The sequence below is a fragment of the Natrialba swarupiae genome (genome assembly GCF_008245225.1).
Lineage (GTDB): Archaea > Halobacteriota > Halobacteria > Halobacteriales > Natrialbaceae > Natrarchaeobius > Natrarchaeobius swarupiae.
Genome location: NZ_VTAW01000003.1, coordinates 160071 through 184094 on the forward strand (window position 1 = coordinate 160071; position 24024 = coordinate 184094).

General features: G+C 65.1%; 27 protein-coding genes. 8 read left to right on the forward strand and 19 right to left on the reverse strand.

The window, feature by feature from the left end; translation table 11 throughout:
• Positions 1–147 precede the first annotated feature (147 nt).
• The 3 genes from FYC77_RS04265 to FYC77_RS04275 form a co-directional block, all read right to left on the reverse strand.
• Entirely contained in the window at positions 148–582 is a 435-nt protein-coding gene (locus tag FYC77_RS04265; RefSeq protein WP_149080267.1) for a universal stress protein, read from the reverse strand.
• Between the two features lie 115 nt (positions 583–697).
• Complete coding sequence (locus FYC77_RS04270; protein WP_149080268.1) at positions 698–937, reverse strand: amphi-Trp domain-containing protein; 240 nt, start codon at positions 935–937, stop codon at positions 698–700.
• A gap of 87 nt (positions 938–1024) precedes the next feature.
• Positions 1025–2176 (reverse strand): KaiC domain-containing protein, encoded by a 1152-nt coding sequence (locus FYC77_RS04275; RefSeq protein ID WP_449406743.1) that lies wholly within the window; start codon positions 2174–2176, stop codon positions 1025–1027.
• A gap of 225 nt (positions 2177–2401) precedes the next feature.
• On the opposite strand from FYC77_RS04275, the gene FYC77_RS04280 reads away from it, so the two are divergent.
• Positions 2402–3232 carry an NAD(+)/NADH kinase gene (locus FYC77_RS04280; protein ID WP_149080269.1) on the forward strand — a complete coding sequence of 277 codons (831 nt, stop codon included), beginning with the start codon at positions 2402–2404 and terminating at the stop codon, positions 3230–3232.
• A gap of 44 nt (positions 3233–3276) precedes the next feature.
• On the opposite strand, the gene FYC77_RS04285 is transcribed toward FYC77_RS04280, so the two are convergent.
• The 5 genes from FYC77_RS04285 to FYC77_RS04305 all read right to left on the reverse strand — a co-directional run bounded on the left by FYC77_RS04285 (position 3277) and on the right by FYC77_RS04305 (position 7218).
• On the reverse strand, positions 3277–4044 hold the full coding sequence (locus FYC77_RS04285) for a DNA-directed RNA polymerase subunit epsilon (protein ID WP_149080270.1): 768 nt from the start codon (positions 4042–4044) through the stop codon (positions 3277–3279).
• A 244-nt stretch (positions 4045–4288) separates the two neighbouring features.
• Positions 4289–5245, reverse strand: coding sequence for a nucleotidyltransferase domain-containing protein (locus tag FYC77_RS04290; protein ID WP_149080271.1), 957 nt, complete (start codon positions 5243–5245; stop codon positions 4289–4291).
• Positions 5246–5413: 168 nt separating this feature from the next.
• Positions 5414–5602 (reverse strand): hypothetical protein, encoded by a 189-nt coding sequence (locus tag FYC77_RS04295; protein ID WP_149080272.1) that lies wholly within the window; start codon positions 5600–5602, stop codon positions 5414–5416.
• Between the two features lie 8 nt (positions 5603–5610).
• Positions 5611–5805 carry a DUF7511 domain-containing protein gene (locus FYC77_RS04300; RefSeq protein WP_149080273.1) on the reverse strand — a complete coding sequence of 65 codons (195 nt, stop codon included), beginning with the start codon at positions 5803–5805 and terminating at the stop codon, positions 5611–5613.
• A gap of 306 nt (positions 5806–6111) precedes the next feature.
• Positions 6112–7218, reverse strand: coding sequence for a S1C family serine protease (locus FYC77_RS04305; protein ID WP_149080274.1), 1107 nt, complete (start codon positions 7216–7218; stop codon positions 6112–6114).
• Positions 7219–7369: 151 nt separating this feature from the next.
• Between FYC77_RS04305 and FYC77_RS04310 the strand changes: the two genes are divergently transcribed.
• A complete protein-coding gene (locus FYC77_RS04310) occupies positions 7370–8716 on the forward strand; it encodes a tRNA pseudouridine(54/55) synthase Pus10 (protein ID WP_149080275.1) in 1347 nt (448 codons plus the stop codon).
• A gap of 51 nt (positions 8717–8767) precedes the next feature.
• Here FYC77_RS04310 and FYC77_RS04315 read toward each other — a convergent pair whose 3' ends face one another.
• On the reverse strand, positions 8768–9280 hold the full coding sequence (locus tag FYC77_RS04315) for a hypothetical protein (protein ID WP_149080276.1): 513 nt from the start codon (positions 9278–9280) through the stop codon (positions 8768–8770).
• Positions 9281–9583, reverse strand: coding sequence for a hypothetical protein (locus FYC77_RS04320; protein WP_149080277.1), 303 nt, complete (start codon positions 9581–9583; stop codon positions 9281–9283).
• A gap of 86 nt (positions 9584–9669) precedes the next feature.
• Between FYC77_RS04320 and rnhB the strand changes: the two genes are divergently transcribed.
• Positions 9670–10368 carry a ribonuclease HII gene (gene rnhB / locus FYC77_RS04325; protein ID WP_149080278.1) on the forward strand — a complete coding sequence of 233 codons (699 nt, stop codon included), beginning with the start codon at positions 9670–9672 and terminating at the stop codon, positions 10366–10368.
• A 120-nt stretch (positions 10369–10488) separates the two neighbouring features.
• A complete protein-coding gene (locus FYC77_RS04330; RefSeq protein ID WP_149080279.1) occupies positions 10489–11490 on the forward strand; it encodes a sodium:calcium antiporter in 1002 nt (333 codons plus the stop codon).
• A gap of 104 nt (positions 11491–11594) precedes the next feature.
• On the opposite strand, the gene FYC77_RS04335 is transcribed toward FYC77_RS04330, so the two are convergent.
• Together FYC77_RS04335 and secF are read right to left on the reverse strand one after the other, a co-directional pair.
• Positions 11595–13235, reverse strand: coding sequence for a preprotein translocase subunit SecD (locus FYC77_RS04335; RefSeq protein WP_149080280.1), 1641 nt, complete (start codon positions 13233–13235; stop codon positions 11595–11597).
• Positions 13235–14131 carry a protein translocase subunit SecF gene (secF, locus tag FYC77_RS04340; protein ID WP_149080281.1) on the reverse strand — a complete coding sequence of 299 codons (897 nt, stop codon included), beginning with the start codon at positions 14129–14131 and terminating at the stop codon, positions 13235–13237. Before secF ends, FYC77_RS04335 begins: the two co-directional genes overlap by 1 nt.
• Before the next feature lie 118 nt (positions 14132–14249).
• Between secF and FYC77_RS04345 the strand changes: the two genes are divergently transcribed.
• A complete protein-coding gene (locus tag FYC77_RS04345; RefSeq protein ID WP_238386784.1) occupies positions 14250–14624 on the forward strand; it encodes a hypothetical protein in 375 nt (124 codons plus the stop codon).
• Positions 14625–14651: 27 nt separating this feature from the next.
• Here the strand turns inward: FYC77_RS04345 and FYC77_RS04350 are convergent, their stop codons facing one another.
• Both FYC77_RS04350 and FYC77_RS04355 read right to left on the reverse strand, forming a co-directional pair.
• A complete protein-coding gene (locus FYC77_RS04350; protein WP_149080282.1) occupies positions 14652–15125 on the reverse strand; it encodes a DUF5812 family protein in 474 nt (157 codons plus the stop codon).
• 140 nt (positions 15126–15265) lie between these two features.
• Positions 15266–16057, reverse strand: coding sequence for a TrmB family transcriptional regulator (locus tag FYC77_RS04355; protein WP_149080283.1), 792 nt, complete (start codon positions 16055–16057; stop codon positions 15266–15268).
• 255 nt (positions 16058–16312) lie between these two features.
• On the opposite strand from FYC77_RS04355, the gene FYC77_RS04360 reads away from it, so the two are divergent.
• Together FYC77_RS04360 and FYC77_RS04365 are read left to right on the forward strand one after the other, a co-directional pair.
• Positions 16313–17617 carry a glucose-6-phosphate isomerase gene (locus tag FYC77_RS04360; protein WP_149080284.1) on the forward strand — a complete coding sequence of 435 codons (1305 nt, stop codon included), beginning with the start codon at positions 16313–16315 and terminating at the stop codon, positions 17615–17617.
• Between the two features lie 172 nt (positions 17618–17789).
• Positions 17790–18908 (forward strand): CPBP family intramembrane glutamic endopeptidase, encoded by a 1119-nt coding sequence (locus tag FYC77_RS04365; RefSeq protein WP_149080285.1) that lies wholly within the window; start codon positions 17790–17792, stop codon positions 18906–18908.
• A 73-nt stretch (positions 18909–18981) separates the two neighbouring features.
• Here FYC77_RS04365 and FYC77_RS04370 read toward each other — a convergent pair whose 3' ends face one another.
• Together FYC77_RS04370 and FYC77_RS04375 are read right to left on the reverse strand one after the other, a co-directional pair.
• Entirely contained in the window at positions 18982–19440 is a 459-nt protein-coding gene (locus tag FYC77_RS04370; protein ID WP_149080286.1) for an NOB1 family endonuclease, read from the reverse strand.
• Between the two features lie 4 nt (positions 19441–19444).
• Complete coding sequence (locus FYC77_RS04375; RefSeq protein WP_149080287.1) at positions 19445–19690, reverse strand: PRC-barrel domain-containing protein; 246 nt, start codon at positions 19688–19690, stop codon at positions 19445–19447.
• A 302-nt stretch (positions 19691–19992) separates the two neighbouring features.
• Between FYC77_RS04375 and infB the strand changes: the two genes are divergently transcribed.
• Complete coding sequence (gene infB, locus FYC77_RS04380; RefSeq protein ID WP_149080288.1) at positions 19993–21798, forward strand: translation initiation factor IF-2; 1806 nt, start codon at positions 19993–19995, stop codon at positions 21796–21798.
• 42 nt (positions 21799–21840) lie between these two features.
• On the opposite strand, the gene FYC77_RS04385 is transcribed toward infB, so the two are convergent.
• From FYC77_RS04385 to FYC77_RS04395, 3 genes are all read right to left on the reverse strand, one after another.
• Positions 21841–22380, reverse strand: coding sequence for a hypothetical protein (locus FYC77_RS04385; RefSeq protein WP_149080289.1), 540 nt, complete (start codon positions 22378–22380; stop codon positions 21841–21843).
• Between the two features lie 175 nt (positions 22381–22555).
• Positions 22556–22930 carry a cyclophilin-like family protein gene (locus FYC77_RS04390; protein WP_149080290.1) on the reverse strand — a complete coding sequence of 125 codons (375 nt, stop codon included), beginning with the start codon at positions 22928–22930 and terminating at the stop codon, positions 22556–22558.
• Positions 22931–22956: 26 nt separating this feature from the next.
• Positions 22957–23877, reverse strand: a complete 921-nt coding sequence (locus FYC77_RS04395) for a PH domain-containing protein (RefSeq protein WP_149080291.1) — start codon at positions 23875–23877, stop codon at positions 22957–22959.
• Positions 23878–24024 lie beyond the last annotated feature (147 nt).

Here is a 24024-nt window from a genome sequence, read left to right on the forward strand (position 1 = left end):
TATCAATTTGATCGAAACGATAGCGCCGTCGTTTCGCTCTCTCGAGACGTCTGCGGTCCGACGTACGTCAGGGACCCGCCTGGCCGCGCCTCGCGTTGTGCCAGTGCCGGAAAACCCGACTGCCGGTACCCCCGGAAGCGAGCCGTTTCAGGCGTCGACGTCCGGTCCGACGGTTGTCACCGGGACCGACGCGGTTCGGACGACGCGCTGGGAGACGCTGCCAACGACGTTGTTCTCGTAGTCGTCGCCGCTCGTTCCCATGACGATCAGGTCGGCACCGATCTCGTCGGCGTAGTCGACGATACACTCGGCGGGGTGGCCCGTGTCGATCGCTGTCTCCACTTCGAGACCCGCCTCGTCGGCGCGGGTCGCCGCCTCGTCGGTCGCCTCGAGTGCGTTCGCACGGAGGTCGTCGCGGATGGCCTCGACGCGGTCGTCGCCCAGGACGAGAAACGCGCGATCGTCGACGATGGAGAGGACGTGTAACGTCGCATCTCGGGTGGTCGCAGCGTCGATCGCGTGAGTTGTGACGGTTTCGGCGTGGTCGCTCCCGTCCGTGGCAAAGAGGATCGTATCGTACATCTAGGTGCCACTACTCGCGCGAAGGGACAAGAACTTCGCTATCGATTCGACTCGCTGGGAACGGGTGTCGACCCCGCGAGTGGGGTGAATCGTTCCGACGAGGAACGCCGACAGGTCAGGGTTTCCAGCTCAGTTCGATCGAGACGCTCTCGCGTTTCCCGCGAAACATCGTCGAGCGTTCGATCACGTCGACCGAGAGGTCGACGCCGTCCGGGGGCTCGAGGTCGACCGTCTTGTTTCCGACTCTGATGCGGACCGTTCCCTCGTCCCCGCCGAACGCCGTAGCGAGGTGTTCGAAGTACGTTGCGACCTCCTCGCGCGTGAGCGTCTCGTCGGCCGTCGTCCGTTGGGCCATGGTTTGGTGTGGCAAACGGCTCGAAAAAAGTATGGGGTGCGAACGGCTGACAATCGAACGTTACCGATCGCTCGCGCCGAGTATCGTTCAGAACAGGTTTCCCTGCTGATAGACGGAGATCCCCTCACCGGTGATCTCGTAGGGCTTTTTCTCCCGCGAGTGGTTCGCGTCGCGGATTTTCTGGATCTCGATCGCGAGTCGCGTCTCCCGGAAGTCGTTCGGGCGGACGTACTGCAGGACGAAGACGCCGTCGGTGAGGTACTCGACGATCCCGTGGCGGGAGGCGTAGGGATTGTCGTCTGCGGCCTCACTCGTCAACAGCGACGTGACGCCGGCGTCTTTCAGGCTCTTAGCGAAGCTGAAGATCTCGTTTCGGCGTTTCGCCTGGTCGTCGTACATCATCTCGAGCAACGACACCGAGTCGAGGACGAGTCGTGAAGCGCCGAACTCTTCGATGAGCGTCGGCAGTTCGGACCCGATCGATCCGAGGCTATGAGCCAACTCGACGGGATTCAAGTCGACGATCGCGAGGCGACCATCCGCGACGTGTTCGTCGAAGGCGAACCCCTTTTCCGTCGCGCTGTTGATCACACGCTCCCGACTCTCCTCTAAGGCGATGAACACCGCCTGTTCGCCCTGTTGGAGGCCGCACTCGAGAAACTGGAGCCCGAACGTCGTCTTCCCGGTACCGGCGCTCCCGATGGCCACCATGAGCGATCGCTCCGGGACGCCACCCTGGATCATCCGGTCGAGACCGTCGACGCCGAGATCGATCCGCGGCAGATCCGTGTCGGGGTCCTCCTCGAAGTCGGGGTCGTCACCGCCGAGTTCGAAGTCGATATCCGAAAACCCGGCGGGTGAACCGCTCTGGCCACCACCGGTGGCGGCTGGTGCGTTCTCGAGTGCCGAGCCGAAGTCCTCGTCGAACAGGGTGTCGCTATCGTTACTATCGGATTCGTCGCTGTCTGTCTCGCGTCTCTTGTCGTCCTCGCTGCGTTTCCCGCCGTGGCCTCTGTCGCTGGTCTCGGGACCCCCTCCGTGGCCCTCGTCGACGAACTCGAGGTCGATCTCGGTGTCGTGCGATTCATCCCCGCGGTCGTGTTCACCGGTTGTCTCCTCCCGATCGCCCGTCTCCGCGGTAGTGTCTGCGTCGCCCGTATCGCCGTCAGCCACGTCGTCATCGTCGCCTTCTGTGGCGAGCGCCCGCTCGAACCAGTCGTCGTGGTCGGTCACGGGCAGCCTCCGGCAGTTGTCGCGTCCGTGCACGCGACGTACGCGCGCTGCTGACCGAAAGCTGTCCGCGCCTCGAGCGTCTCCGTCCGAGCGCGGAGCGTACGGGAGACGGTGACCGTCCGTGACGAATCGTTCACTCGTCTAAAATGTGTTCAGCCGGCGTAATGTCGTTTCCGGCCGTGGCGCTCGAGAGGCGTGGCTTTTTGACCCCGGAACGGGTATCCGCCGACGATGGACGTCGACGTCGGAATCGTCGCCCAACGTGGCAACGAGCGGGCACAGCAACTCACCGAAGCGCTTCTCGACGTGCTCGAATCTGATTCGGTCGCGGTCGCCGTCGACGAGGAAACCGGCGACGCGATCGACGTGGTGTCCGTTCCGGTGACCGAGATGGCCGACTCCGACCTCGTCGTGAGCATCGGCGGCGACGGAACGCTGCTGTTCGTCGCCCGTGAGGTCGGATCGACGCCGATCCTCGGGGTAAACCTCGGCGAGGTCGGCTTTCTAAACGCCGTCTCACCAGCCGATGCGGTCGACGTCGTCACCGATCTCGTCGACCGACTCCGGCGGGGTGATCCACTCGAGAGACGAACCCTCGAGCGACTCCGGGCGCGTGGCGACGGATGGACGCTCGAACCCGCGCTCAACGAGATCGTCGTCCACGGGCCCCGACGGGGCCACGGTGGCGGGGCGACGATCGAGATTCGCGTCGACGGCACGCGGTACGCGGACGGCCACGCCGACGGCGTCCTCGTCGCGACGCCGACGGGTTCGACGGCGTACAATCTGAGCGAGGGCGGGCCACTCGTCCACCCGACGGCCGACGCCCTCGTCGTCACGCAGATGGCGGCTGAAGACTCGATGCCGCCGCTCGTCGTCGATCCCGGCGCAGAACTCGAACTCGCTGTCACGGGGGCCGAGACGGCGTATGCGATCAGCGACGGACGAAATCGCCACCAACTCGAGTCGCCTGCGACGGTCTCGGTCTCGCTTGCGGCCGACCCCGTCACCCTCGTCGGTCCGAGAACGAACTTCTTCGACGGCCTCGAGAAACTCGAGTGACCGATCCGGCCGTCGACTCAGCGAGGCTGTTCCGGAGAACCCCGTCAGTTGTCGTCTCTTCCGGTCGTGCTGTCGGTGCCGGTCTCGGGGTCGGTTGTGGACGACTCGGGCAGGTTGGGATCACGGTAGGGGTTCCGGCCGTACGCGGGTAGCTCGTCGTCGAGTTGACTCTTCAACACCCGCCGGAGCCGGTTGAGATTCGTTTTGTCGAGGCCGTACTGGGCGGCCAGCCGCGTAAACGCCGGTTCGTCGGTGATGTCGTGGGCGCGGTAGCGACCGAACAGGTCGTCCATTCGGTCGGCCGACAGCGATCCGACGTCGATGTCGTCGAGGCCGAAGTACGTCCGCCGGTCGACGTCGACGACGTGTCTGATGACCACCAGCGCGACCTTCTCGATCGCGCGCTGGCTTCCGAACTCGGTGAGGTCGATCTCGTCCATCACGCCGAGTGCGAGGTCGCGTTGCCACGGTGTCACCTCGAGGGCGTTACACAGCGCCTGCGTCGTGCGCAGTCGGTCGAGGTGGTGTGCGCGCTCGCTGTAGCCCGGCGTCGCCGCGTGTTGTTCGTCGTGGAGGCGGCGAACGTTCTCCGAGAGATCGCCGTCGGGTGACTCCGCGCGGCCGATGACGGTCGCACTCGGCGTGACGACGCCCCACCGGCGGACCGTCGAGTCACGCTGGACGTCCGCCCGGGAGAGCGATCCGGAGCCAGGGCGCGTCTCGAGGCGACGCTCGCGTTCGGGCGTTCGAGGGCGCTCGAGTGCGACGCCCCCTTCCGGGTTGGATCGGGGATCGACACCGTCGTCTCTCATCTCGTCGGTGGTTCGGCGGGGGAGAGTGAAAAATGCTCGCTCGTTTCGCGACAGACGGGACGTCACGTGTCGGCTGTCGGATGGGAAACGCGGAGCGAAGCCGTTGGCTACCCGACGCTGGTCGTCAGAGGGGACAGTAATCGGCAGGTGCCGATAATCGGATGAGTGACCGGGCAGCGCTGATGCTCCCGATGTGAGATGCCGCGAAAAGCCCTTCGTAGCTTCACCTTGTAACCAGAAGCACTTAAAGAATCGAGCGACCGTCGTCGGCTCGAGCCGTCGCGATCATCCCGTCGACGAACGCGTCGAGTCGAGCCGGGTTCGGTCCGTCGCGTGCGTGTATCTCTGGATCGATTTCGACGGGTGGGTGTGCGAACGCGCGCCCGACCGCGTCGCCGACCGTTTCGGCGCCCTCTCCCCGGCGCTTTCGCTCGAGCAACGTGTGAGCGCGGTCGATCCGCTCGGCGTCGAACACCGTCGGGGCCTGCTCGGACAGGAAGCGATCGAACTCGAGTTCGGGGAGCTCGTGCTCGCTGCGCTCGCCGGTCGCCCACAGGTAGCGTGCGTACATCGCCGCCCGGGTGATCGTCAGGTTTCGTTTGACGGTCGGTCGCGTCTGCGTCTCCGCGTATCGTTCGTCGTCGGCCGGAACCGTCGTCGTCCCGTCGCCTGCCTCGACCACGTAGCCGTCGTCGGTCGTCTCGAGGATGGGAACCGTCTCGTCGTCGTTTCGCACGAGGTGGTGGGAGACGTACTTCCGGTAGTTGTTCGTCGCGATCCCGCGCCAGGCGTGATAGAGGTCCATCGGATCGACCGTCCGTTCGACGTACGCCGCCAGTTCGTCGGGCTCGTACGCGCTCCGGTAGCGGATCGGACTCCGAAGGAGATCGATCGCGCCGTCGTTCGAGTCGGCGAGCAACCGGGCGAACGTACGGACGTCCCACCCTTGGAACTCGAGGTCGACGTCCGTGCGATCGGCTTCCGACGTTATCGTCGTCGGCGGTTGGCGAACGTGGGCGTACCGGCGGAGGTCCGACTGGACGAAGACGAACCCGACGTCGTAATCGCTTTCGGGGCCGGCCGCGCCCCACGCGTGACTACCCCGGGCGGCCGCCAGCACGACGTCGACGTCGTGATCCGACTCGAGAGCCGAGAGTTCTTCGTCGGCGGCGTCGATCACGGTCGCTGGAACGGATGTCATCGTGAGAACGAACTGGAACGCCGCCGTCGTAGACGGCGTTTCCCTACTATATCTTCATCTTGTGACCAGAGACACTTAAAGGACGAGCGGTTGGGGAGACGGCCTTCGGTTGCCGACTCGAGTCCGCGCTCTTCGGCCTGGCCGAAGACGAAAGACGAGGAGGGACGCTCACTGCGGGCGCGACTTCGGGTAGTCGTGCCCGACGACGAGTGCGAGGGCGTGAACCGCGAGCAGTCCGAGGAACAGCGACAGTCTCCCGACGGAGTCGATACCGGCGACGAGGACGGGAACGTAGGCGACGGGAAGGAGCGTGCTGATCCAGAAGCCTGCAGCGGTCGCGGAGTCGCCGATGTGCATACTGCGGCCTATCGCATCGACTCGAGCGAGACGAACGAGTCCCCGTGAGCCGTAAGCCAGTTGGTCAGCAGTCGATCCTCGCTCGCCGCCTTCGGGAAGATCGCACATTCGTTCGGCGCGTCGTCGTTTTCGACGACGACGTGATCGAGGGCTGCACTCGAGTCGTCGAGTTCGTCGGTCCGTGATTCGACATCGTGTGTCATATGGTAACAGGCGAGATGCGCCGATCGAATTTACCCGATTGGACCCCATTGTTATCGATCGATTACCGGACTGGGCAACGATGGCGCTCGTACGCCCGGCGTCGATCGTGACCACCGTTTCCACGTCAGTGAGTTCGTCTTTGCGTGACGTGTCCGGCGGTCTTACGGGCCGACTGTAACGGTAGTTTCCCGTTACGATCGAGTAATATCGAATTTCGGACGCACTCGCGTCGATCGTCGACGGTGACGCGACCACCCGTCACGGGGTGGGCGTTGTGCGCCCTCTCTCGCCGGTGCGAGCGACGACTACTCCGGACGAGCCGCGAGCGTCATCGTCTCCACCGTCTCGGAGCGACCGCGTCGGAGCAACAACTCGAGTTCGTCGCCGGGGCTGGTCTCGAGGGCGAGAAACGTCGAGAGTGCGTGCCTGTCGGGGATCGGCTCGCCGTTCATCTCGAGGATGACGTCGCCGCCGACCGGGATCTCCTCGTTTCGGCGGGTAGTCGTCCGATCCGAGCCCTCGAGGACGCCGGTGGCGGGGCCGTCGGGCAGGACGTCGACGACGATAACCCCTCCCGCCTCCGAGAGGTCGTTCTCCTCGGCGATCAGCCGATCGACCGTCGCCAGCGTGATCCCCATGAATGGGTGTTCGAACTCACCGTCTTCGATGAGCGCCGGTACCACACGCTCGGTCAGAGCGGCCGAGATGGCGAAGCCGATGTTGTTGCCGCCGCCTGCGTTGACGACGCCGACGACGTTCCCCTCGAGGTCGACGAGCGGCCCGCCGCTGTTGCCCGGATTGACGGCCGCGTCGGTCTGGACCACGTTCGGGAACGAAAAGCGCCGCCCCGGCGCGTCGAGGGTCCGGTTGACGCCGCTGACGACGCCAGCCGACATCGATCCCTCGAGGCCGTAGGGGTTGCCGATCGCGAGCACCTGTTGTCCGACGACGGGCCGTTGTTCGGTCAGCGAAAGCGGCGTCGCGGCGTCGGGAACGTGGTCGGCCTCGAGGACGGCCAGGTCGCTGAACCGGTCGACGCCGACGAGTTTCGTCGCCGTCCAGTCGCCGTTGATGTACTGGAGGTCGACTTCCTCGCCGTCGGCGACGACGTGTTCGTTGGTCACGAGGTGGCGGTCATCGTAGAGAAAGCCGGATCCCTGACCGCGACCTTCGGTCTGGGTGAGCGGATCCTCGACGCCGAAGACGCGGACCTGGGTCACGGAGTCGATGATCGCGTCGTAGACGTCGGTGTACGTCGATCCCTCGGCGTGATCGTCGCGGTCGATCTCCGCCGACAAGCCGCCCTCGACGGCGCTGTCGCGCTGGGGTTGTGCACAGCCGGCGAGGGAACCGACGAGACCGCCGCCAGCGGCAGCGAGGAGGCCGCGGCGACTCAATTCGGGCTTTTGCATACGCCACGGCTAGGACCACACCCATTTGAACACCGGGGAAACGGAACACCCCCTCGAGTACTGGAAACCCCTGGCTCCGACCGGACCTCGGGGATGGCCCGAGTATCGGGGAACAGAAAACGTGTTACGCACGGCCCCCCACGCTCGGGACATGATCATCGACGACGCCCGCGCGCTGTTGGCGACGGGAGCGGTCTGTGACTCCTGTCTCGGCCGCCCGTTCGCCGAGAGGAGCTTCGGGCTGACCAACGCCGAACGCGGTCGGGCGCTGCGAACGACGGTCGCACTCGCCGACGACGAGGACTTCGAACCGACCGACCCCGACACCTGCTGGGTCTGTGAGGGGTACTGTGGCACGTTCGACGCGATCGCCGAGACGGTCGTCGACGCCCTCTCAGGCGTCGAGTTCGAGACCTACCAGGTTGGAACGCAAGTGCCGCCGCTCGTCGAAGAAAACGAGCGGCTCCTCCGCGAGGACGCCGGTCTCGAGCCGGACGTCGGCGAGTCGATGAAACGCGAAGTCAATCGAGAGGTCGGCCGCCGCGTCGGCGCGAAGACGGGAACCGACGTCGACTTCGATCGCCCCGACGTCCTCGCCGTGATCGACCTCGCCGGATTCGATCCGCTCGAGGCCATCGAGTCCGGCGAGGTGACGAGTCACGCAGTCGACGTCCAGGTGAATCCGGCGTTCGTCTACGGCCGCTACCGCAAACTCGAGCGGGACATTCCACAGACCGAGTGGCCCTGCCGAGAGTGTGGCGGCAGCGGCGTCCAACTCGGCGACGACGGCGAGGAACCCTGCGAGCACTGCGGCGGTTCGGGCTACATGTACGACACGAGCGTCGAGCAGGTCGTCCGCCCCCACGTCGTCTGTGCGATGGACGGCGACGAGGGCACCTTCCACGGAGCCGGCCGCGAGGACGTCGACGCCCGGATGCTCGAGGGGGGACGACCGTTCGTCCTCGAGGTGAAGCGCCCGAAGACGCGCGATCCCGACCCTTCGGAACTCGAAGCCGAGATCAACGAGGCCGCCGAGGGCGCAGTCGAGGTCGACGGGCTCCGGCTCGCAACGTACGAGATGGTCGAGCGGGTCAAAGAACACGACGCGAGCAAGCGCTACCGGGCCGACGTCGTGTTCGCCGACTCCGTCGAGGCAGGCGACTTCGAGGCGGCGCTCGCCGAACTCACGGGGGCGACGGTCGAGCAGTACACCCCCCAGCGCGTCGATCATCGACGGGCGAATCTCACCCGCGAGCGGACGGTCTACGAGATCGGCGGCGAACTACTCGAGCCGACGCGGGCCGAGGTCCGTCTTCACGGCGCGGGCGGCCTCTACGTCAAGGAACTCATCAGCAGCGACGACGGCCGGACGGAGCCGAGTCTCGCCGGGTTGCTCGAGACAGACGCCGAGGTGACGGCCCTCGACGTGACCGGCGTCGAAGGCGAGGACGAACCGTTCGAACGCGAAGCGTACTTCCGGGACGAACCGCGCTCGTAGCTCGAGCGGAGACGCCGTCGATTCCGACGCTCGAGCTACGGCCGTCCCGGATCACTCCGTCTCGAGGCGGGACCGAGCCCGCTTGACGTAGGTGTTCCCGTCCCAGCTTCGTACCGCTGCGATCGAATCGAGGAAGGCGACCGCTTCGTCGGCAGAACACGTTCCTCGTCGGATAAACGACGAGAGGAGCGTCGGGGTCGTTACGAGACGCGTGTCCGCCAACGAGGCGTGGATCAATCCGAGGCTGTTGAACTCGTCGCACAGGAGGAGGTCGCTCGCCCGTTCGTTCGCCAAACTCACGGCCGCGTTTTCTCCCTCGTCGAGCGGAAACGCCTCGTCGAGCCCCGCCTCACGCAGTTGGTCCTCCGTGAGCCGATCGAGGACGCTCGTCGCTGCTCGGCCGTGTTCGTCGTCGAACGATGCGACTTCCTCGAGTTCTCGATAGACGGCGTTCGGAACGAGTAGCGCGTATTCTGCCTCCAGTAGCCGAAACGGGGAACGGTCCGCCTCGTCGACGATTCCGAGACTGACGAGGGCGGACGTATCCGCAACTACCTCCGCCATCTATAGATCGGCGATTTCGTCGACGTACTCGTCGTCGAGTTGCCGCTTGAGTACGCGGAAATTCGCCGCTTCCTCCCGACCGACGAGATCGGCGAGTTCATCGAACGTGATCTCGTCGTCGTAGTAGGCGTCGGCGATCTCCTGTTTGAGTTCGTCGTCGTGTGTTGCTTCGCGGAGGTACTCGCGAAGTGCCGTCACGAGGACGTCAGTTCGATCCGAGCCGAGTACCGTCGCGAGCGCGTCCGCCCGGTCGATGAGCCGATGGGGGGCACGAAACTGTACTCGTTTCTTCTCGGAACTCATGATGTGTACATTGTACGCCTGCTGCTATAGGCGTTGTGTACTCGACAGCGAACGACTTAACCGTCTGCAATCGATCACCTCGAGACGTGCAATTCGGCGTCGACGAAGCCGGAAAAGGTCCCGCACTGGGGTCGATGTTCGCTGCGGCGGTCTCCCTCAAGGATCCCAACCATCTCCCCGACGGAATCGCGGACTCGAAGCGACTCGCACCCGCGCGCCGCGAAGAACTGGCGGCGACGCTTCGAGCGGACGACCGGATCCGCGTCGGCGTCGCCGAGATCACGCCGGCGACGATCGACGACCCGGAGACGAACATGAACGCCCTCGCGGTCAGCGCGCACGCGACGGCGATCGCGGACGCGCTCGGGGAGCTCGACGATCGCGAGCCGGACGACGCGGCCGCGCCGACGGATCCGATCGAGGGGCTGTGTGACGCCTGCGACACCGACGCCGACCGGTTCGCCCGACGGGTGGCCGAGGCGTGTTCGGCCGAGATCGACCGCCCGCTCGAGATCGACGCCCGTCACGGTGCCGACGACGATTCGGCGGTCGTGGGGGCGGCGAGCGTGATCGCGAAAGTCGAACGCGACGCCCACGTCGCTGCCATCGCCGAGGAGTACGGCGAGGTCGGCAGCGGCTATCCGAGCGACCCGACGACCCGCGAGTTCCTCGAGTCGTACGTAGACGACCGCGGCGAACTGCCGCCGTTCGCTCGCGCGTCGTGGTCGACCTGCGAGGACGTCCTCGCGGCCGCCCAGCAGACCGGACTCGATCGGTTCGGGTAGCGAGCAGTTCGGATAGTGGTGAGCAGAGACGACTCGTAAATTGCCTCGGGGTCAAGCCCCGAGGCTTTCGCGTGAAACACGCGTCGAAGGTTTAAGCGGTCAGTCGGTGCAGGAACGACCGTGCTCGAGGTTCTGTCGCTTTTGGCGCTCGCCGCCGCCGCGACCGCTGTCGTCTGGAAGGGAAGCGAGTGGCTCGAGCGCGCGGCCAACGACCTCGCGGCTGGCTACGGGGTCCCGGGCGTCGTCCAGGGCGCAGTGATCGCCGCCGTCGGCTCGAGTATGCCGGAACTGGCGAGCGTTCTCCTGGCGACGCTCCGCCACGGTGAGTTCGAACTCGGCGTCGGCGCGATCGTCGGCTCTGCGGTGTTCAATCTGCTCGTGATTCCCGGTGTGTCGGTACTGGTCGGCGGTCGGATGGATACGAACCGCGATCTCGTCTACAAGGAAGCGCTGTTCTACATGCTCGCGGTCGCAGTCCTTCTGTTGACGTTCTCGCTCGCGGTCATCTACTACCCCGGTTCCGAGAACGCCCTCGCGGGGACGATGACGCGGCCACTCGCGTTACTCCCGCTCGGACTGTACGTTCTGTACCTGTTCGTCCAGTTTCTCGACGTCGCCGATCACGACGCCGTCCGCAAGGACGTCGGCGCGGGAACCTGGGGGTGGTTCGCCGTCGGACTGGTCGTCATCGTCGTCGGCGTCGAGGGGCTAGTTCTGGCTGCGATCGGACTCGGCGACGCGTTCGCCACGCCGGCGTTCCTCTGGGGGATGATCGTCGTCGCCGCCGGCTCGAGCGTTCCGGACGCGTTCGTCAGCGTCGTCGCCGCCCGCGAGGGGCGGGCGAGTGTGAGCCTCGCGAACGTCCTCGGGAGCAACGTGTTCGATCTCCTGGTGGCGATCCCCGCAGGCGTTCTCGTCGCGGGCTCGCTCGAGATCGCGTTCCCACACGTCGTCCCGATGATGGGGTTTCTGATCCTCGCGACGGTCGTCTTCTTCGCGATCGTGCGAACCGACATGCTCCTCACGAGACGCGAGGCCTGGACGTTGCTCGTCCTCTACGGCGTTTTCGTCGGCTGGCTGATCCTCGAGAGCGTCGGTACGACGAACGTCGTCCCGAGCTGAGGTCGGTCGGCTCTCGCCAACCTCGATCGAAGCGCCGTCACTCGATGCTCGTCGTCGCTCGCGGAGCGTGATTCAGCGGGAAAAAACGGCTCGTCGGGGCGGCGTTACTTGTCCGTCAGCAGGCGCTGGAGGATGTCACCGTAGGCGGGACGGGTGATTAGCACCCCGATGAGCACGCCCAGGATCGTGATGATGGCGAACCCGCGCAGGTCGCCGAGGCTGAGCACGGCAAGCGGCGAGAGCGCGATGATCGTCGTCGCCGCCGCGGCCCCGATGATCCAGAACGCCTTCCGGAACCGGGACTCGAACACCCGGCTCGAGCTGACGTCGCCGTCGTCCATCACCTCGTCGGCGATGATGACGAGGTCGTCCACCCCCGTCCCGACGACGGCGATGAACCCGGCGACGTGCGAGAGGTCGAGTGGCATCCGTATCGCCGCGGCGAACCCGAGCAGGATCACCACCTCGGCCATCGCCGTGAGGAACATCGGCGCTGCGACCTTCGGGTTCCGGTAGCGCAGGAAGATCATGCCACAGACGGTCAACACCGCGAGCCCGCCGATGAGCAGCGAGTAGAGCTGGAACTGCTCGGCCTGGGAGGGCTGGACCGTGAACGTCTGCTCCTGACTGAAATCCAGCGGCGCCTCGAGTGCACCCGACTGGAGGTTCACTGCGAGGTGGTGGGCGTCCTGCTGGGTCGGCACGATCATTCGGAACGTCGGATCGTTCACCCAGGTTCCCGCCGCCATGTTGTCGCCGAGGTCGCCGCCCATGCTGTGAGCGTCGACCACGTCGCCGTCGACGACGGTGAGCAGACACCACTGGGGATCGTCGGGGTCGAAGTCGAACTCGCCGGCCTGGCGATCCTGAATGTGACAGCGGCCTTGCCCTTCGCCCGTAAACCCGAGTTCGTTCATCGAGTTCTGGTACTCCGAGGCGGGACTGTTGCCGTCCTCGTCTTCGGTACCGTCGACGGTCACCGGGACGTAGTGTTGGTCGCGCTGATCGTCGTAGGAGGCGACGCCGGGTTCGGCGATCTCCTGACCCTCGAGGACCGTCTGGTTCGCCTGGCCGCCGTCGCCGTCGGGATGGAATGCGACGATACGAACGTCACCTCGGTCGCTCAGAAGCTCACGAAGCTCGTCCGGTTCCATGCCCGGTACCTCGGTTACGATGTAGTACTGGCCACCGAGCGTCGCCTCCTCGTAGGCGTTCCCGCCGGAGAGTCCAGCCTCGTTGATCCGTAGCTCGATCGTCTGGATGATCGAGTCACGGGTTTGCTGAGTGACGCCGTCCTCGACGCCGTCTTCGGTGACCTCGAGACCGATGTCGGCCGAATTCAGCGCGTCGGCGAACTCGGCGTGACTCACCTCGTCGGAGAAAATCTCCGCCGTGTACCGATTGTCGTTCTCGTGGAATCTGACCCGGACGTCGGCCGACTCGAGATCGGCGTCGTCGTACTCGTACGCCAGTAAGGCCTCCGTGAGCTGGCGTTGCTCGTCGTGTTCGATCTCGAGGTTGTCGGCGGTCATTCCGACGGGCGGTGCGCTCACCCGCGTTCCGCCGTCGAGACCGAGTCCGTACTCGATGTTCGTCGCCCGGTCTTCGACCTCGGCTTCCTCGCCGGCCAGCGAGTCGTCCGCGACGATGCCGCCGGGGATGAACAGCGCGACGAGCGCGCCGCCGACGAAGGCGACGATGAGGATCAGTCGCCAGTACTCCATGACGAACGCTTTCGGCCCCATTACGATCTCACCCCGTGGAACTTGTACCACCGAAGCAGGCTGACGTTCAACATGTAGGTGTTCATCAGGTCGGCTGCGAGGCCGACGAAGAGGATGATACCGATCGACGCGAGCAACTCGACGCCGAACAGCGACGCGGCGATTCCCATCACGAGCATCGCCATCATCGACGTCACGGTCATCGTGATCCCGGTCCGGGATGCGCGGTGGGTGCTCTCGTAGAAGTCACCGCTCCGCCGAAGAATGTGATTGTTCAACAGGATGTCTGAGTCGACCGAGTATCCGATCAACATCAGCAATGCGGCGACCGTCCCGAGCGAGAGCTGAATGCCCGCAAGCGACATGAACGCGAGCGGAATCACGATGTCCGAAAACGCCGAGAGGACGATCGCGATCGACGGCACGAACGTCCGAAAGAGCAAGAACGCGAGCACGCTCATCCCGAGGAACGCGACGGCAATTCCGAGCAGGGCGGTCTGTTGGGCCTGCTGGGCGAAACTCGCAGACGCCGTCGTCTCGGACTGGACGATCGACGCGTCGCCGTCGGCCTCGAGGTTCGCCTCGGCCTGATCGGACAGTCCCTGGATCGTCGCCTGGTCCTCGACGCCGGCGAACTGGACGGTGTACTGGTTGTCGACCCCCGGCGCCTGGATGGTCGTGATCGAGTCGGGTTCACGATCGAACGCCGATTCGATCTCCGCCTCCGAGGAGGTCGTCTGGACCGTCAGTTCCGCGCCGCCGGCGAAGTCCATCCCCAGCTGGACCGGTGCTCCGGTCACGAGAAACGAACCGCTGAGGACGAGCAGTGCAACCGCGAGAAGCGCGAGCGGCACCGCCGCGAGCTGGCGGTTGCTGTACCGGGAGTACTCTATCTCCGGTACGTCGAAATACCCCATGTATCGGACCACTGGAAGTCAGCCGAAGTAAGCCTTCTCAATTTCTGTGGCATGTTTCTGGACGGTCGAGGTCGAAACTTTCCGCACACTGAAGCCGCTCGAGCCCGTATACTGGCGTATGGCCGACACTCGCGAGTCTCAGCGCGACCGACCCGACGACCCAGCGTCAGCCGAAGAATCGGAGTCGGCCGACCGGGTCGTGGTTTCGTATCCGGCGGACCTCTCCGACTGGGGCCAGTTTCAGGTCGAGAAATCCTCGTTCCGTGCGTTCCTCCGGAAGACGAGAGATCGGGCGCGCGAAGGCGATGTCTGGGAGGAGTTTGTCGGCGTCGGCTGCTGTGGGAACACCCTCGACGTCCCGCTTCGGGTCGAACGAACCGACGGCGGCAGTCGAATCGACGCGGAGACGGCGATCGAGTACGAGGTTCGCGACGCCTGCGGCGTCGAGGGATCCTGGAGCGTCCAGAGCAAGGAGGGGCCGAGTCACTCCTGACGACGGTTCGCCGAGAGGCGGCGCCGTTCAGTCCGGCAGATACCGAACGCTCACCACGCCGTCGTCGGCCGACCGTCGGACTTCGACGCGAACCGCCTCGAACCGTGCCGCTCGCGCGATCGTCTCCTCGTCGTCGATGACGTCCTGTGCGGCGGATTCGACCTCGTCTTCCGGGACACGGAGAACGTGGATCTCTCCGGTTCCGGCCCGCTCCTCCCGGACGACGTCCCCGACGGCCGCCTCTGTTGCGATCTCCGTTTCGTGCCTGGTCGGCTCGAGGTCGCTGTCGACCAGTTCGATCGATCGACGGCCGTCGACCTCGATCACCTGCCAGGTCACCTCGAGGGGCGGATCGGGTGCGACCGTCGCCTTGAGGACGTCGTGGACCTCGAGTCCTGGATTCGAAGCCAGCGTGTGTACCTGTGCAGTCTCGACGTCGCGGACGACGGCTGACTCCGCCTCGGCGTGGGTGACGACGAACGTCCCGGTCTTCTCGCTCATGCCCTCCCGTAGGCGGAGGACGGTTTTCGAGGTTTCGTCTCGTCACCGTCGGTTCGACATCCCGACTCGAGCCCGTCGCATCGACCTGGCTCTCTTCGCGGGTTGGGAAAGAGCTGCGGGAGAACGAGGAAAAGAGCGTGCTACTGGGAAAGCACAGGATCGGCGTCGGCCCACACCGACTCGAACTGACACTCGAGTCGCGCGGCGAACTCTTCGTCACGAATGTCGACGACGCCGATGCGCTCGTCGTCGAAACTGGGATGTGGGATGTCGATGGCGACGCTGGTCCCGTCGACGATATCGAGCGAGACGTATCCCTCGCTCGTCCGTCTGACCTCGACGGTGGCGTCCTGATTCGTCGCCAGTTCGAACGCGGCCGCTGGAAGCGTCTCGGCCAACGTGTCGCTTACCAGAAACTGGACCTCGAGATCCCCGTTCATCCCGTCGAAAAACGCCTCGAGTTCCGCCCGGTAGCGCTCCCACGGCGCGTTTTCGTACGGCGAACCGACGACGGCGAAGATGCGTTCCTCGGCGGTCCTGACCTGCTCTCGAAGCGTGGTGATCGCGTCCTCGCTGCCCAGCGGTGCCGGCCAGAAGTTTCCGTCGGTCGGCGGCGTCGGCGCGAGGCCAGACCGGATCGAGTCGGCGAGTTCCCGATACCGTTTCTCCTCACGCTCGAGCGTACGCGTCCGCTCGGCCAGCAGCCGATCGACGGCGACCTCGGGATCGACCGCGACGTATCGCCGCGGATCGCCGGGGTGGGCGTCGACGATCCCGCGGGCCTCGAGCCCGTTCAACACGTCGTAGATCCGCCCCGTCGGCACGCCGCTCGTCTCCGACACCGTTCGCGCGGTCGCCGCGCCGCTGGCGAGCAGCGCCCGATAGGCGCTCTCCTCGTAGCTCGAGAGTCCGAGTTCCTCGAGTTCGGTCATGAAAACCCGTTGTCGATTCGCTGCCAAAGGCGTTCCCATCGGCCCGCGAATCCGGTTCGTTCGGAGGCTGATGTCTCGCTCTCCCGGTGCACCTCCGTGGGACGGGCCCACCGGAACGTCGGGACAGCATCCGTCTCAGACGGCGGACGCCTCGAACGCGGTGCGGTCGAGTTCGGACCGCCCTGATACGTCGATACCAGGCCGGACGGACCGCGTGACGGAACGACTTTAATCCAGGCCAGTGGTGTTCCGTCCATGCACGTCGACATCGGTAACGCGCTCGCGTCGGTCGCCTCGCCGGGCGTCTCGAGGGACTCCCTCGAGCGACTGGACGAACGGGTGGCGAACGCACACGAACGGATCGAGGCCGGGCGGGCCGACGACGAACACGGCTACGCCGCGTTGAACCTCCCCGAGCGGGCGGATCCCGACGAGATCCGGTCGGCCGTCGACCCCGTCGCGGACGCCGAAGCGCTGATCACGATCGGCATCGGCGGAAGTGCGCTGGGTGCTGCGACGATCGTCGACGCCCTCGAGAACGAGGGTGACGGCACGGAGACCGTCTTCCTCGACAACGTCGACCCCGAGTGGGTCTCGCGCCGACTCGAGGGACTTCCTCTCGCAGAGACGGCGATCAACGTCGTCTCGCGGTCGGGAACGACTGCGGAGACGCTCGCGAACTTCCTCGTCGTCCGGGAGGCGTTCGAGTCGGCCGGCGTCGACTGGACCGAGCGGACGATCGTCACGACCGGCGAGGCCGGCCCCCTGCGCGACCTCGCCGATCGCCACGACCTCCCCTCGCTTCGGGTTCCCGACGGCGTTCCCGGTCGCTTTTCTGCGCTGTCGGCGGTCGGACTGGTCGCCGCAGCAGTCTGTGGCCACGACCTCGAGGCGCTGCTCGCGGGCGCTCAAGCAGAGGCCGACTCGCTTTCGGGCTCGCTGTTCGAGTGTCCGGCCTACGCCTACGGCGCGACGGCGTATGCGCTGGATCAACGCGGCGTCGGCACGAACGCGATGATGCCCTACGCCGAGTCCTTAGAGACGTACGCCGAGTGGTTCGCCCAGCTGTGGGCCGAGAGCCTCGGGAAAGACGAGCTCGGACAGACGCCGGTTCGCGCACTCGGCGTCACCGACCAGCACTCACAGCTCCAGCTCTACCGGGCGGGACCGCGGGAGACGCTCGTCACGTTCGTCCGATCGCGAGAGACCGAAGACCGGCCGATCCCCGAGACGGACGTCGACGATCTCTCGTATCTCGGCGACGCGACCCTCGGCGAGTTACTCGAGGCCGAGTTCGCGGCGACGGAAGCGAGTCTCGCCGCCGCGGGACGCCCGAACATCCGTCTCGAACTCGAGCGCGTCGACGAGTACGAACTCGGCGGCCTGTTGTACGGAATGGAAGCCGCCTGTGTGCTCGCCGGCGAACTGTACGAGGTAAACGCCTTCAACCAGCCCGCTGTCGAGTGGGCCAAAAAGGCGACGCGTGGACTACTCGGCGGCGGTGAGTTCGCGGAGGCCGAGGCGGTCGCCGAGAAGACGGAGCTTCGCGTCGAACGGTAATCGGGCGGTCGCGAGGCGGCGTCGGTTGGAGACAGTGATCGGCTCGAGGCGGTGATAGGCCTGAAACGGTGATCGGCCTGAAACGGTGATCGGCTCGAGGGCGCGCTCGGTACGAGTCGTCGTTCGCGTCCGGTTGCGGAGGTCCTATGTTCTTTCGCTCGAACCCAAACGTATGACCGAGACTGCACGACCCGATGGGACGTCCGTTCCGTCGGCAGTCGTCCCGGGAATCGGGGCCGCGCTCTCGCTCGTGACGCTGATCGCCCTGCTCGTCCCGGTCCAACGCGGTCTCGAGGATCCGGCAATCTGGGCCGCCCTCACCCTCACAGGCGTCGCCACGCTCGCGTTTCTCGTCGGCGTCCACGACGACGTCGATCACCGAATCGGCGGCGGGATCGCCCTCTCCTCGAGCGTGGGCGTTCTCCTCCTCGTCGGGTACGCGATGAACCAGGGACACGCCGTCCCGGTCCCGCTCGATCCGCTCCCGGTTTCGTTTCCGTTGCTCTTCGGCGCGTTCGTCACCGCGGGTCTGGGTATCGGTCTCGGTGCGGCCTCCTACGCCGACGTCGATCCCGTTGGTCTCCTCGTCCGGAGTGGATACACGGCGGGAATGATGGGCGTCGGTGTCGTCGGCCTGTTCAGTATCGAGGTGGTACTGGTCCTGTTGGTGATCCCGATCATACTCCTCTTCGGGTCGCTTTCGCTCGCGCAGGCCGTCGCACTCAGCCAGCTCGGAATGGCCGTCGGAACCGGAACCGTCGCCGTCGCCTACCTCGTGTTTCGGGGCTACGACCTGTCGTACATCGACGTTCGGTTGCCAACCAAGCGTGACGTCCTCTGGACCGTCGGCGGCGTTCTCGTCATTTTCGGCGCGCTGTTTGCGATCTCGGCAGTGTTCTACACGACCGGGGTCGAAAGCTCCGATCACGGCACGGCCCAGCAGGCCCAGGAGAATCCCGAAATCCTCCTCATCTTGATTCCTGCATCGCTGCTCGTCATCGGCCCTTTCGAGGAACTGCTCTACCGAAACGTGATTCAGAAGGCGTTGTACGCACCGTTTTCCCGCTTTGGTGCGGTCGTCGTCGGAAGCGTCATCTTCGCGATCGTCCACACCCAGGCGTACTGGACCGCCGGAACCGGCGAACTCGTCGCGAGCCTCGCCGTCGTGTTCGGACTCTCGATCGTCCTCGGCGTGATCTACGAGCGCACCGAAAACCTGGTCGTTCCAGCGCTCATCCACGGCGTCTACAACGCCATCCTCTTTACGAACCTCTATCTTGGCTACGCGTGAGACGTTGGCTCGACGCGAGCGTACGCAGTTCGATTACTTCGTTGCCAGTTACGTTAGTTCACTGTTAGTTCGATTAGTTCGGATTCTTCCGTGCGAGCGCCGAGCCACAGATCGGGCACCGGTCTTTCTCCTCGTCGTACTCCCGGCCACACCCCTGACACTGGAAGTGCCAGTGGCGCTGTTCGTCGATCCCCTCGCGGGCGATCACCTCGACGTCGACGTTTAGCTTCTCCGCGACGTTTTGCATCGCGTAGTCGTCGGTGACGAGCGTGCCGTCGAGTTCGAAACTCGCGGCGACGAGACGAACGTCAGTATCGGAGAGCACCTCAAGGTCGCCGGACTCTTTGGCCGCCCGTCTGACCTTCTCCGTGGTATCCTCGTTCGGGATGTGAATGTGCATCCCGGAGCCTTCCATCGCATCGTAGCGATAGGCGCTCTCGTCCTCGAGTTCCTCGCGGACGAGCGGAATCGTCGCAGTCTGTTCTGTCGTGTGAAAATCGTGAATAAAAGCCGAAGAGTCGAGAACGTACATACCGTTAGCGCTTGACGACGATGTAGTCTTTTACCGCCTGAACGCGGCTGACAGGGACCAGGAATCGGCCGGCGTCGTCGACGTCGAAGTCGATCCGTTGGGCTGGAACGTCCTCGTCGGGTTCGACGATGAGGTCGTGAAGCCCGCCGGTCTTGAGGTCCATCGTGATGTTGTATAGCAGTCCGAGCTCGGTGCCGTCGGATCCCATGACGGACTTGCCCGAGAGGTTTTCAGCGAGTATATCGCTCATGCATACTCGTATTTACTAATCGGTATTAAAAACAGGGGGAGCGTCGCATCAATCAGCATACAGCACACAGGTCGTTTTCGCCTCGGTCGACGCCTCCTCCGACTCGAGGCGGGGATCGTCCGACGATCGTCTGACGTCGCGCCGGCCGAACCGGATCGCCGGTTCGCCAGCGCACTCGACATCGACACCGCCTGGCGAATCGCCCGTCGGCGTCGAGCGGTGAGTTTCTCCCGCCGCCGTGACGATGGGTTTAACTATCGCCCTGCGGAGGAACTAGACAAGACCTTCTCTGGTGGTTTACCATGTCGGAACCCGACGCAGACACTCTCGATCCCACATCCCTCAGAACGCCGATCGTCGCCGTCCTCGGGCACGTCGATCACGGCAAGACCAGTCTCCTCGACAAGATCCGCGGCTCCGCGGTCATCGAGGGCGAAGCAGGCGCGATCACCCAGCATATCGGAGCCACCGCAGTCCCACTCGATATCGTCTCGACGATCGCCGGTGATCTCGTCAACCCGGACGACTTCGACCTCCCTGGGCTCCTCTTTATCGATACGCCCGGACACCACTCGTTTACGACGCTTCGGTCCCGCGGCGGTGCGCTCGCCGACATCGCGATCCTCGTCGTCGACGTCAACGACGGCTTCCAGCCACAGACCCTCGAGGCGCTGGACATTCTCAAGCGGTCGGAGACGCCGTTTATCGTCGCGGCGAACAAGATCGACACCGTTCCCGGCTGGAACGTAAACGAGGACTCGCCGATCAACGCGACCTACGAAGCCCAGTCGGACCGCGTCAGTTCGCGTCTCGACGAGAGCCTCTACGAGATTATCGGCAACCTCTCCGACGAGGGCTTCTCCGCGGACCTCTACTGGCGAGTCCAAAACTTCCAGCGAAACGTCGGTGTCGTTCCCGTCTCGGCGATGACCGGTGAGGGCGTCCCGGACCTGCTTGCGGTGATGATGGGACTCTCCCAGCGCTACATGAAAGAAGAGATGGAGATCGACGTCGCCGGCCCCGGCGTCGGCACCGTCCTCGAGGTCAAAGAGGAGAAAGGCTTCGGGACGACGATCGATACTGTCCTCTACGACGGAACCGTTCGCGCGGACGACCAGCTCGTCGTCGGTGGCCAGAACGACCCGATCGTCACCGACGTTCGGGCGCTCTTGCAGCCCCGACCGCTCGCGGAGATCCGAACCGAGAGCCGATTCGAGAAAGTCGACGAGGTCTCCGCGGCGGCCGGGATCAAAGTCGCCGCACCCGACCTCGCGGACGCGATGGCCGGCGCGCCGGTCCGGGTCGTCCGCAACCGGGACCTCGCGGAGGTCGTCACCGAAGTCGAGGCCGAACTCGCGGACATCGCCGTCGACACCGCCGAACAGGGCGTCGTCGTCAAAGCCGACACGCTCGGCAGCTTAGAGGCGATGGCCGATGCGCTGGACGAAGCCGAGTTACCGATCGTCCGCGCGGAGGTCGGCGACGTCGCCCCGCGGGACGTCTCGGTCGCCTCGACGGCCGAAGACCAGAAACAGCAGGTTATCCTCGGCTTCAACGTCGACGTTCTCGACGATGCTCACGACCGTGCCGAGATAGACGACGTCCGGATCTTCGCCGACGAGGTCATCTACCAGCTCATCGAGGAGTACGAGGAGTTCGTCGACGAACTCGAGCGCGCCCAGCAGGATACGATCCTCGAGAACATCGTCCGACCGGCCCGATTCAGGATCCTGCCCGATCACACGTTCCGACAGAACGATCCGGCCGTCGTCGGCGTCGAGGTGAACTCGGGAACGCTCCAGAACAACACCAACGTCGTCAAATTCGACGGAAACGATCCGGAACGCGTCGGCCAGGTCAAAGGCATCCAGGAACAGGGAGAGGACGTCGACGAAGCACGCGCCGGCAATCGAGTCTCGGTCGCGATCGACGGCCCGACGGTCGGCCGCGGCATCGAGGAAGACGACGAACTCTGGACCGGTCTCCCCGAGAAACACGCGAAAATTCTCGAGCAGGAACTCACCGACGAGATCCCCGGTGACGAACTCGAGGCGCTGAACATGTACCTCGAGAAACAGCGCAAGCGGGACCCGTTCTGGGGCAAGTAAGCGAACGCTGCAAGTGGGGGTATAGAACTACGCTCGTGGAGTTCATCCGCATCTATCGTCCATCGACAGATCGCCGGAAAACGGTTCGTCGATCACGTCGAACTCCGCCCGGATCATCGTTTTCCCTTTCTCGTGATCGACATCGTCGCCCGCGACGTGTGCTCGCGGTCGGTTTCGGACGCTTGGTTCCCAGTGACCGCGGACTTCCGTCCGCCCGTCGCGTGGAAACAGTCGCGCGTGTAACTGCCAGTCGCCGTCGTCGGATAGCCGAACGAGGTTGCCGCGTTCGTAGATGATCCCGTCGTCTCGCTCGTACGCGTGAAGGTACGACAGGTAGTATTCGGAGAACCCGCGCCGTTTGAACGCCGCGATCGCGTCCGCCGGGGACATCTCGAGCACGCCGATATATCCCGCCTCCGACGGCGTACAGACGGCGAGCGATTGTGGTACGTAGTCGTTCAACTGCTCGTAGGAGAGACGCGCCGTCGTCGTTCGAACCGACGACGGTGACGCGGCGTGGGCGACCCCGCCGGCCGTAAGCAATCCGGCACCGGATACGGCCAAAAACTTCCGCCGATTCATCGGGTAAGACACCGTTACGGCGGAGTAAATCCGTCAGGATGCAATTGTCCACGCATTAGGGGTACGCGCTCGTCGTCCTACAGCGATCGTCCGCTCGACAGCGGGGCACGCCGGCCGATCGACCGGGACCGGCATCGAACCGAAAGCGTTCTACCGACCGCTGAACCGCTCCTGACTATTCGAGTCGCTCGACCCGAACTCGCGCCCCGCCGTCGACCCCCTCGAGTGCCGACGTATCGGAGAGTCGGGCGACGACGTTGACCGGCGAAGCCGCACGGGGTTCGTCGTCGACACTCGCGGGCGTCTCGCCCCAGAACAGACAGAGCTTGCTCCCGGGCGGCCAGTAAGCGACTGCCCCGACGGGAACCACTTCGCAGCCGTTTTCCGCGGGGACGTCCACCGGGACGTCGAAGTAGAGTTCGTCGCCCCACCGGACGGCGTCCCCGGAAAGCGGGAGTGCGTCCTCGAGCGCTCGACGCGTTGCCGGGGCGTCGTCGGTCCAGGTCGCCCCGAGTTCGCGGTCGTCGACGGTGACGCGAAGATCGGCCATAGCGTGGCTGACGAACTCGAGTTACTTCAACGCCGACGGTCGGGTTCCGTGGCCGGATCCGCGGGCGAAGTCGTCCGCGATTGCTCGCGGGCGCGGTCGATCCCCTCGAGAACGGCCTCGGGATCGTCGATCACCGAGCGATCGCACCGCAGACTCGGCCACAGGCGTTGCTCGAGGACGAGCTCGTCGTCGGTCAGCCGAACGTCGTCGATCCGTTCCCAGGGAACGAGTGAGCTACTGAGTCCCGTCTCGATGAGAATGCCCGCGTCGTGTGCCGCCATCTCGGCGGTACCCCACCGATCGGACGGTTCGAACTGGCCCCAGATCCCGTCGTCCATCCAGAGTGTCGCGAGCATTACAGCGCCCCAGAACGCCCAGAACAGGCCGAACCTGCCCCCCACTGCGGCGCTGGCGAGACCGCCTGCGATCACCGCGAGCCAGACCGCCATGAGGGCGTATCTATTCGAAAGAGCGGAGAGCTTCCGGTACGACCAGGTGGCGGTGGGCTCGTCGCGCGTTAGAAACGCAACGTAGCGGCTTCGTGCCATGTGGGCGACGTCGAACCCGAGGACGCCCGTGAGAACGAACAACGTGGCGGCGAGGACGAGAAACCGGCTGGGGAGATCGATCGACGTGGCGGCCGAAATCGGCACTACTGCTCCGAAGGCTGCCGCCGGCGCGTAACAGGCGAGTCGACGCCACCGACGTTCGCCGATGCGTTCGGCCAGCCCGGTTGCTCGGCCCGCGAGGACGAAGCCGACGATGGTCGTGACCGTGACGGCGGTCGGGAACATCGACAGGAGCGTCGGCGTCGCCACACCTGCGAGGACGCCGCCACCAGCGAGAACGCCGGCGAGGAGTATCCCGGTGTAGAATCCGATCGCCGTCTTGAAGCCGACGTCGGGGGAGCCGAAATCGGCCGCGTCTACACGATCGCGAGTTGCCACGGTGGATCGTTCGACGCTCGTCGATATAATAAATAGTGTTCCGACAGAAACCGACTCGGCGGCGTGAAACGATCCGGATCTGACCGGGCAGACGAACGAAGTGACCGTCGAACCGCGACGCCGAAGCGTCGAACGACTGCTTCCTCG

Coding starts and splice junctions, on each gene's coding strand:
- FYC77_RS04265 (WP_149080267.1), bottom strand. CDS start 582: ATGTACGATACGATCCTCTTTGCCACGGACGGGAGCGACCACGCCGAA.
- FYC77_RS04270 (WP_149080268.1), bottom strand. CDS start 937: ATGGCCCAACGGACGACGGCCGACGAGACGCTCACGCGCGAGGAGGTC.
- FYC77_RS04280 (WP_149080269.1), top strand. CDS start 2,402: ATGGACGTCGACGTCGGAATCGTCGCCCAACGTGGCAACGAGCGGGCA.
- FYC77_RS04285 (WP_149080270.1), bottom strand. CDS start 4,044: ATGAGAGACGACGGTGTCGATCCCCGATCCAACCCGGAAGGGGGCGTC.
- FYC77_RS04290 (WP_149080271.1), bottom strand. CDS start 5,245: ATGACATCCGTTCCAGCGACCGTGATCGACGCCGCCGACGAAGAACTC.
- FYC77_RS04295 (WP_149080272.1), bottom strand. CDS start 5,602: ATGCACATCGGCGACTCCGCGACCGCTGCAGGCTTCTGGATCAGCACG.
- FYC77_RS04300 (WP_149080273.1), bottom strand. CDS start 5,805: ATGACACACGATGTCGAATCACGGACCGACGAACTCGACGACTCGAGT.
- FYC77_RS04305 (WP_149080274.1), bottom strand. CDS start 7,218: ATGCAAAAGCCCGAATTGAGTCGCCGCGGCCTCCTCGCTGCCGCTGGC.
- FYC77_RS04310 (WP_149080275.1), top strand. CDS start 7,370: ATGATCATCGACGACGCCCGCGCGCTGTTGGCGACGGGAGCGGTCTGT.
- FYC77_RS04315 (WP_149080276.1), bottom strand. CDS start 9,280: ATGGCGGAGGTAGTTGCGGATACGTCCGCCCTCGTCAGTCTCGGAATC.
- FYC77_RS04320 (WP_149080277.1), bottom strand. CDS start 9,583: ATGAGTTCCGAGAAGAAACGAGTACAGTTTCGTGCCCCCCATCGGCTC.
- FYC77_RS04335 (WP_149080280.1), bottom strand. CDS start 13,235: ATGGGGCCGAAAGCGTTCGTCATGGAGTACTGGCGACTGATCCTCATC.
- secF (WP_149080281.1), bottom strand. CDS start 14,131: ATGGGGTATTTCGACGTACCGGAGATAGAGTACTCCCGGTACAGCAAC.
- FYC77_RS04345 (WP_238386784.1), top strand. CDS start 14,250: ATGGCCGACACTCGCGAGTCTCAGCGCGACCGACCCGACGACCCAGCG.
- FYC77_RS04350 (WP_149080282.1), bottom strand. CDS start 15,125: ATGAGCGAGAAGACCGGGACGTTCGTCGTCACCCACGCCGAGGCGGAG.
- FYC77_RS04355 (WP_149080283.1), bottom strand. CDS start 16,057: ATGACCGAACTCGAGGAACTCGGACTCTCGAGCTACGAGGAGAGCGCC.
- FYC77_RS04360 (WP_149080284.1), top strand. CDS start 16,313: ATGCACGTCGACATCGGTAACGCGCTCGCGTCGGTCGCCTCGCCGGGC.
- FYC77_RS04365 (WP_149080285.1), top strand. CDS start 17,790: ATGACCGAGACTGCACGACCCGATGGGACGTCCGTTCCGTCGGCAGTC.
- FYC77_RS04370 (WP_149080286.1), bottom strand. CDS start 19,440: ATGTACGTTCTCGACTCTTCGGCTTTTATTCACGATTTTCACACGACA.
- FYC77_RS04375 (WP_149080287.1), bottom strand. CDS start 19,690: ATGAGCGATATACTCGCTGAAAACCTCTCGGGCAAGTCCGTCATGGGA.
- infB (WP_149080288.1), top strand. CDS start 19,993: ATGTCGGAACCCGACGCAGACACTCTCGATCCCACATCCCTCAGAACG.
- FYC77_RS04385 (WP_149080289.1), bottom strand. CDS start 22,380: ATGAATCGGCGGAAGTTTTTGGCCGTATCCGGTGCCGGATTGCTTACG.
- FYC77_RS04390 (WP_149080290.1), bottom strand. CDS start 22,930: ATGGCCGATCTTCGCGTCACCGTCGACGACCGCGAACTCGGGGCGACC.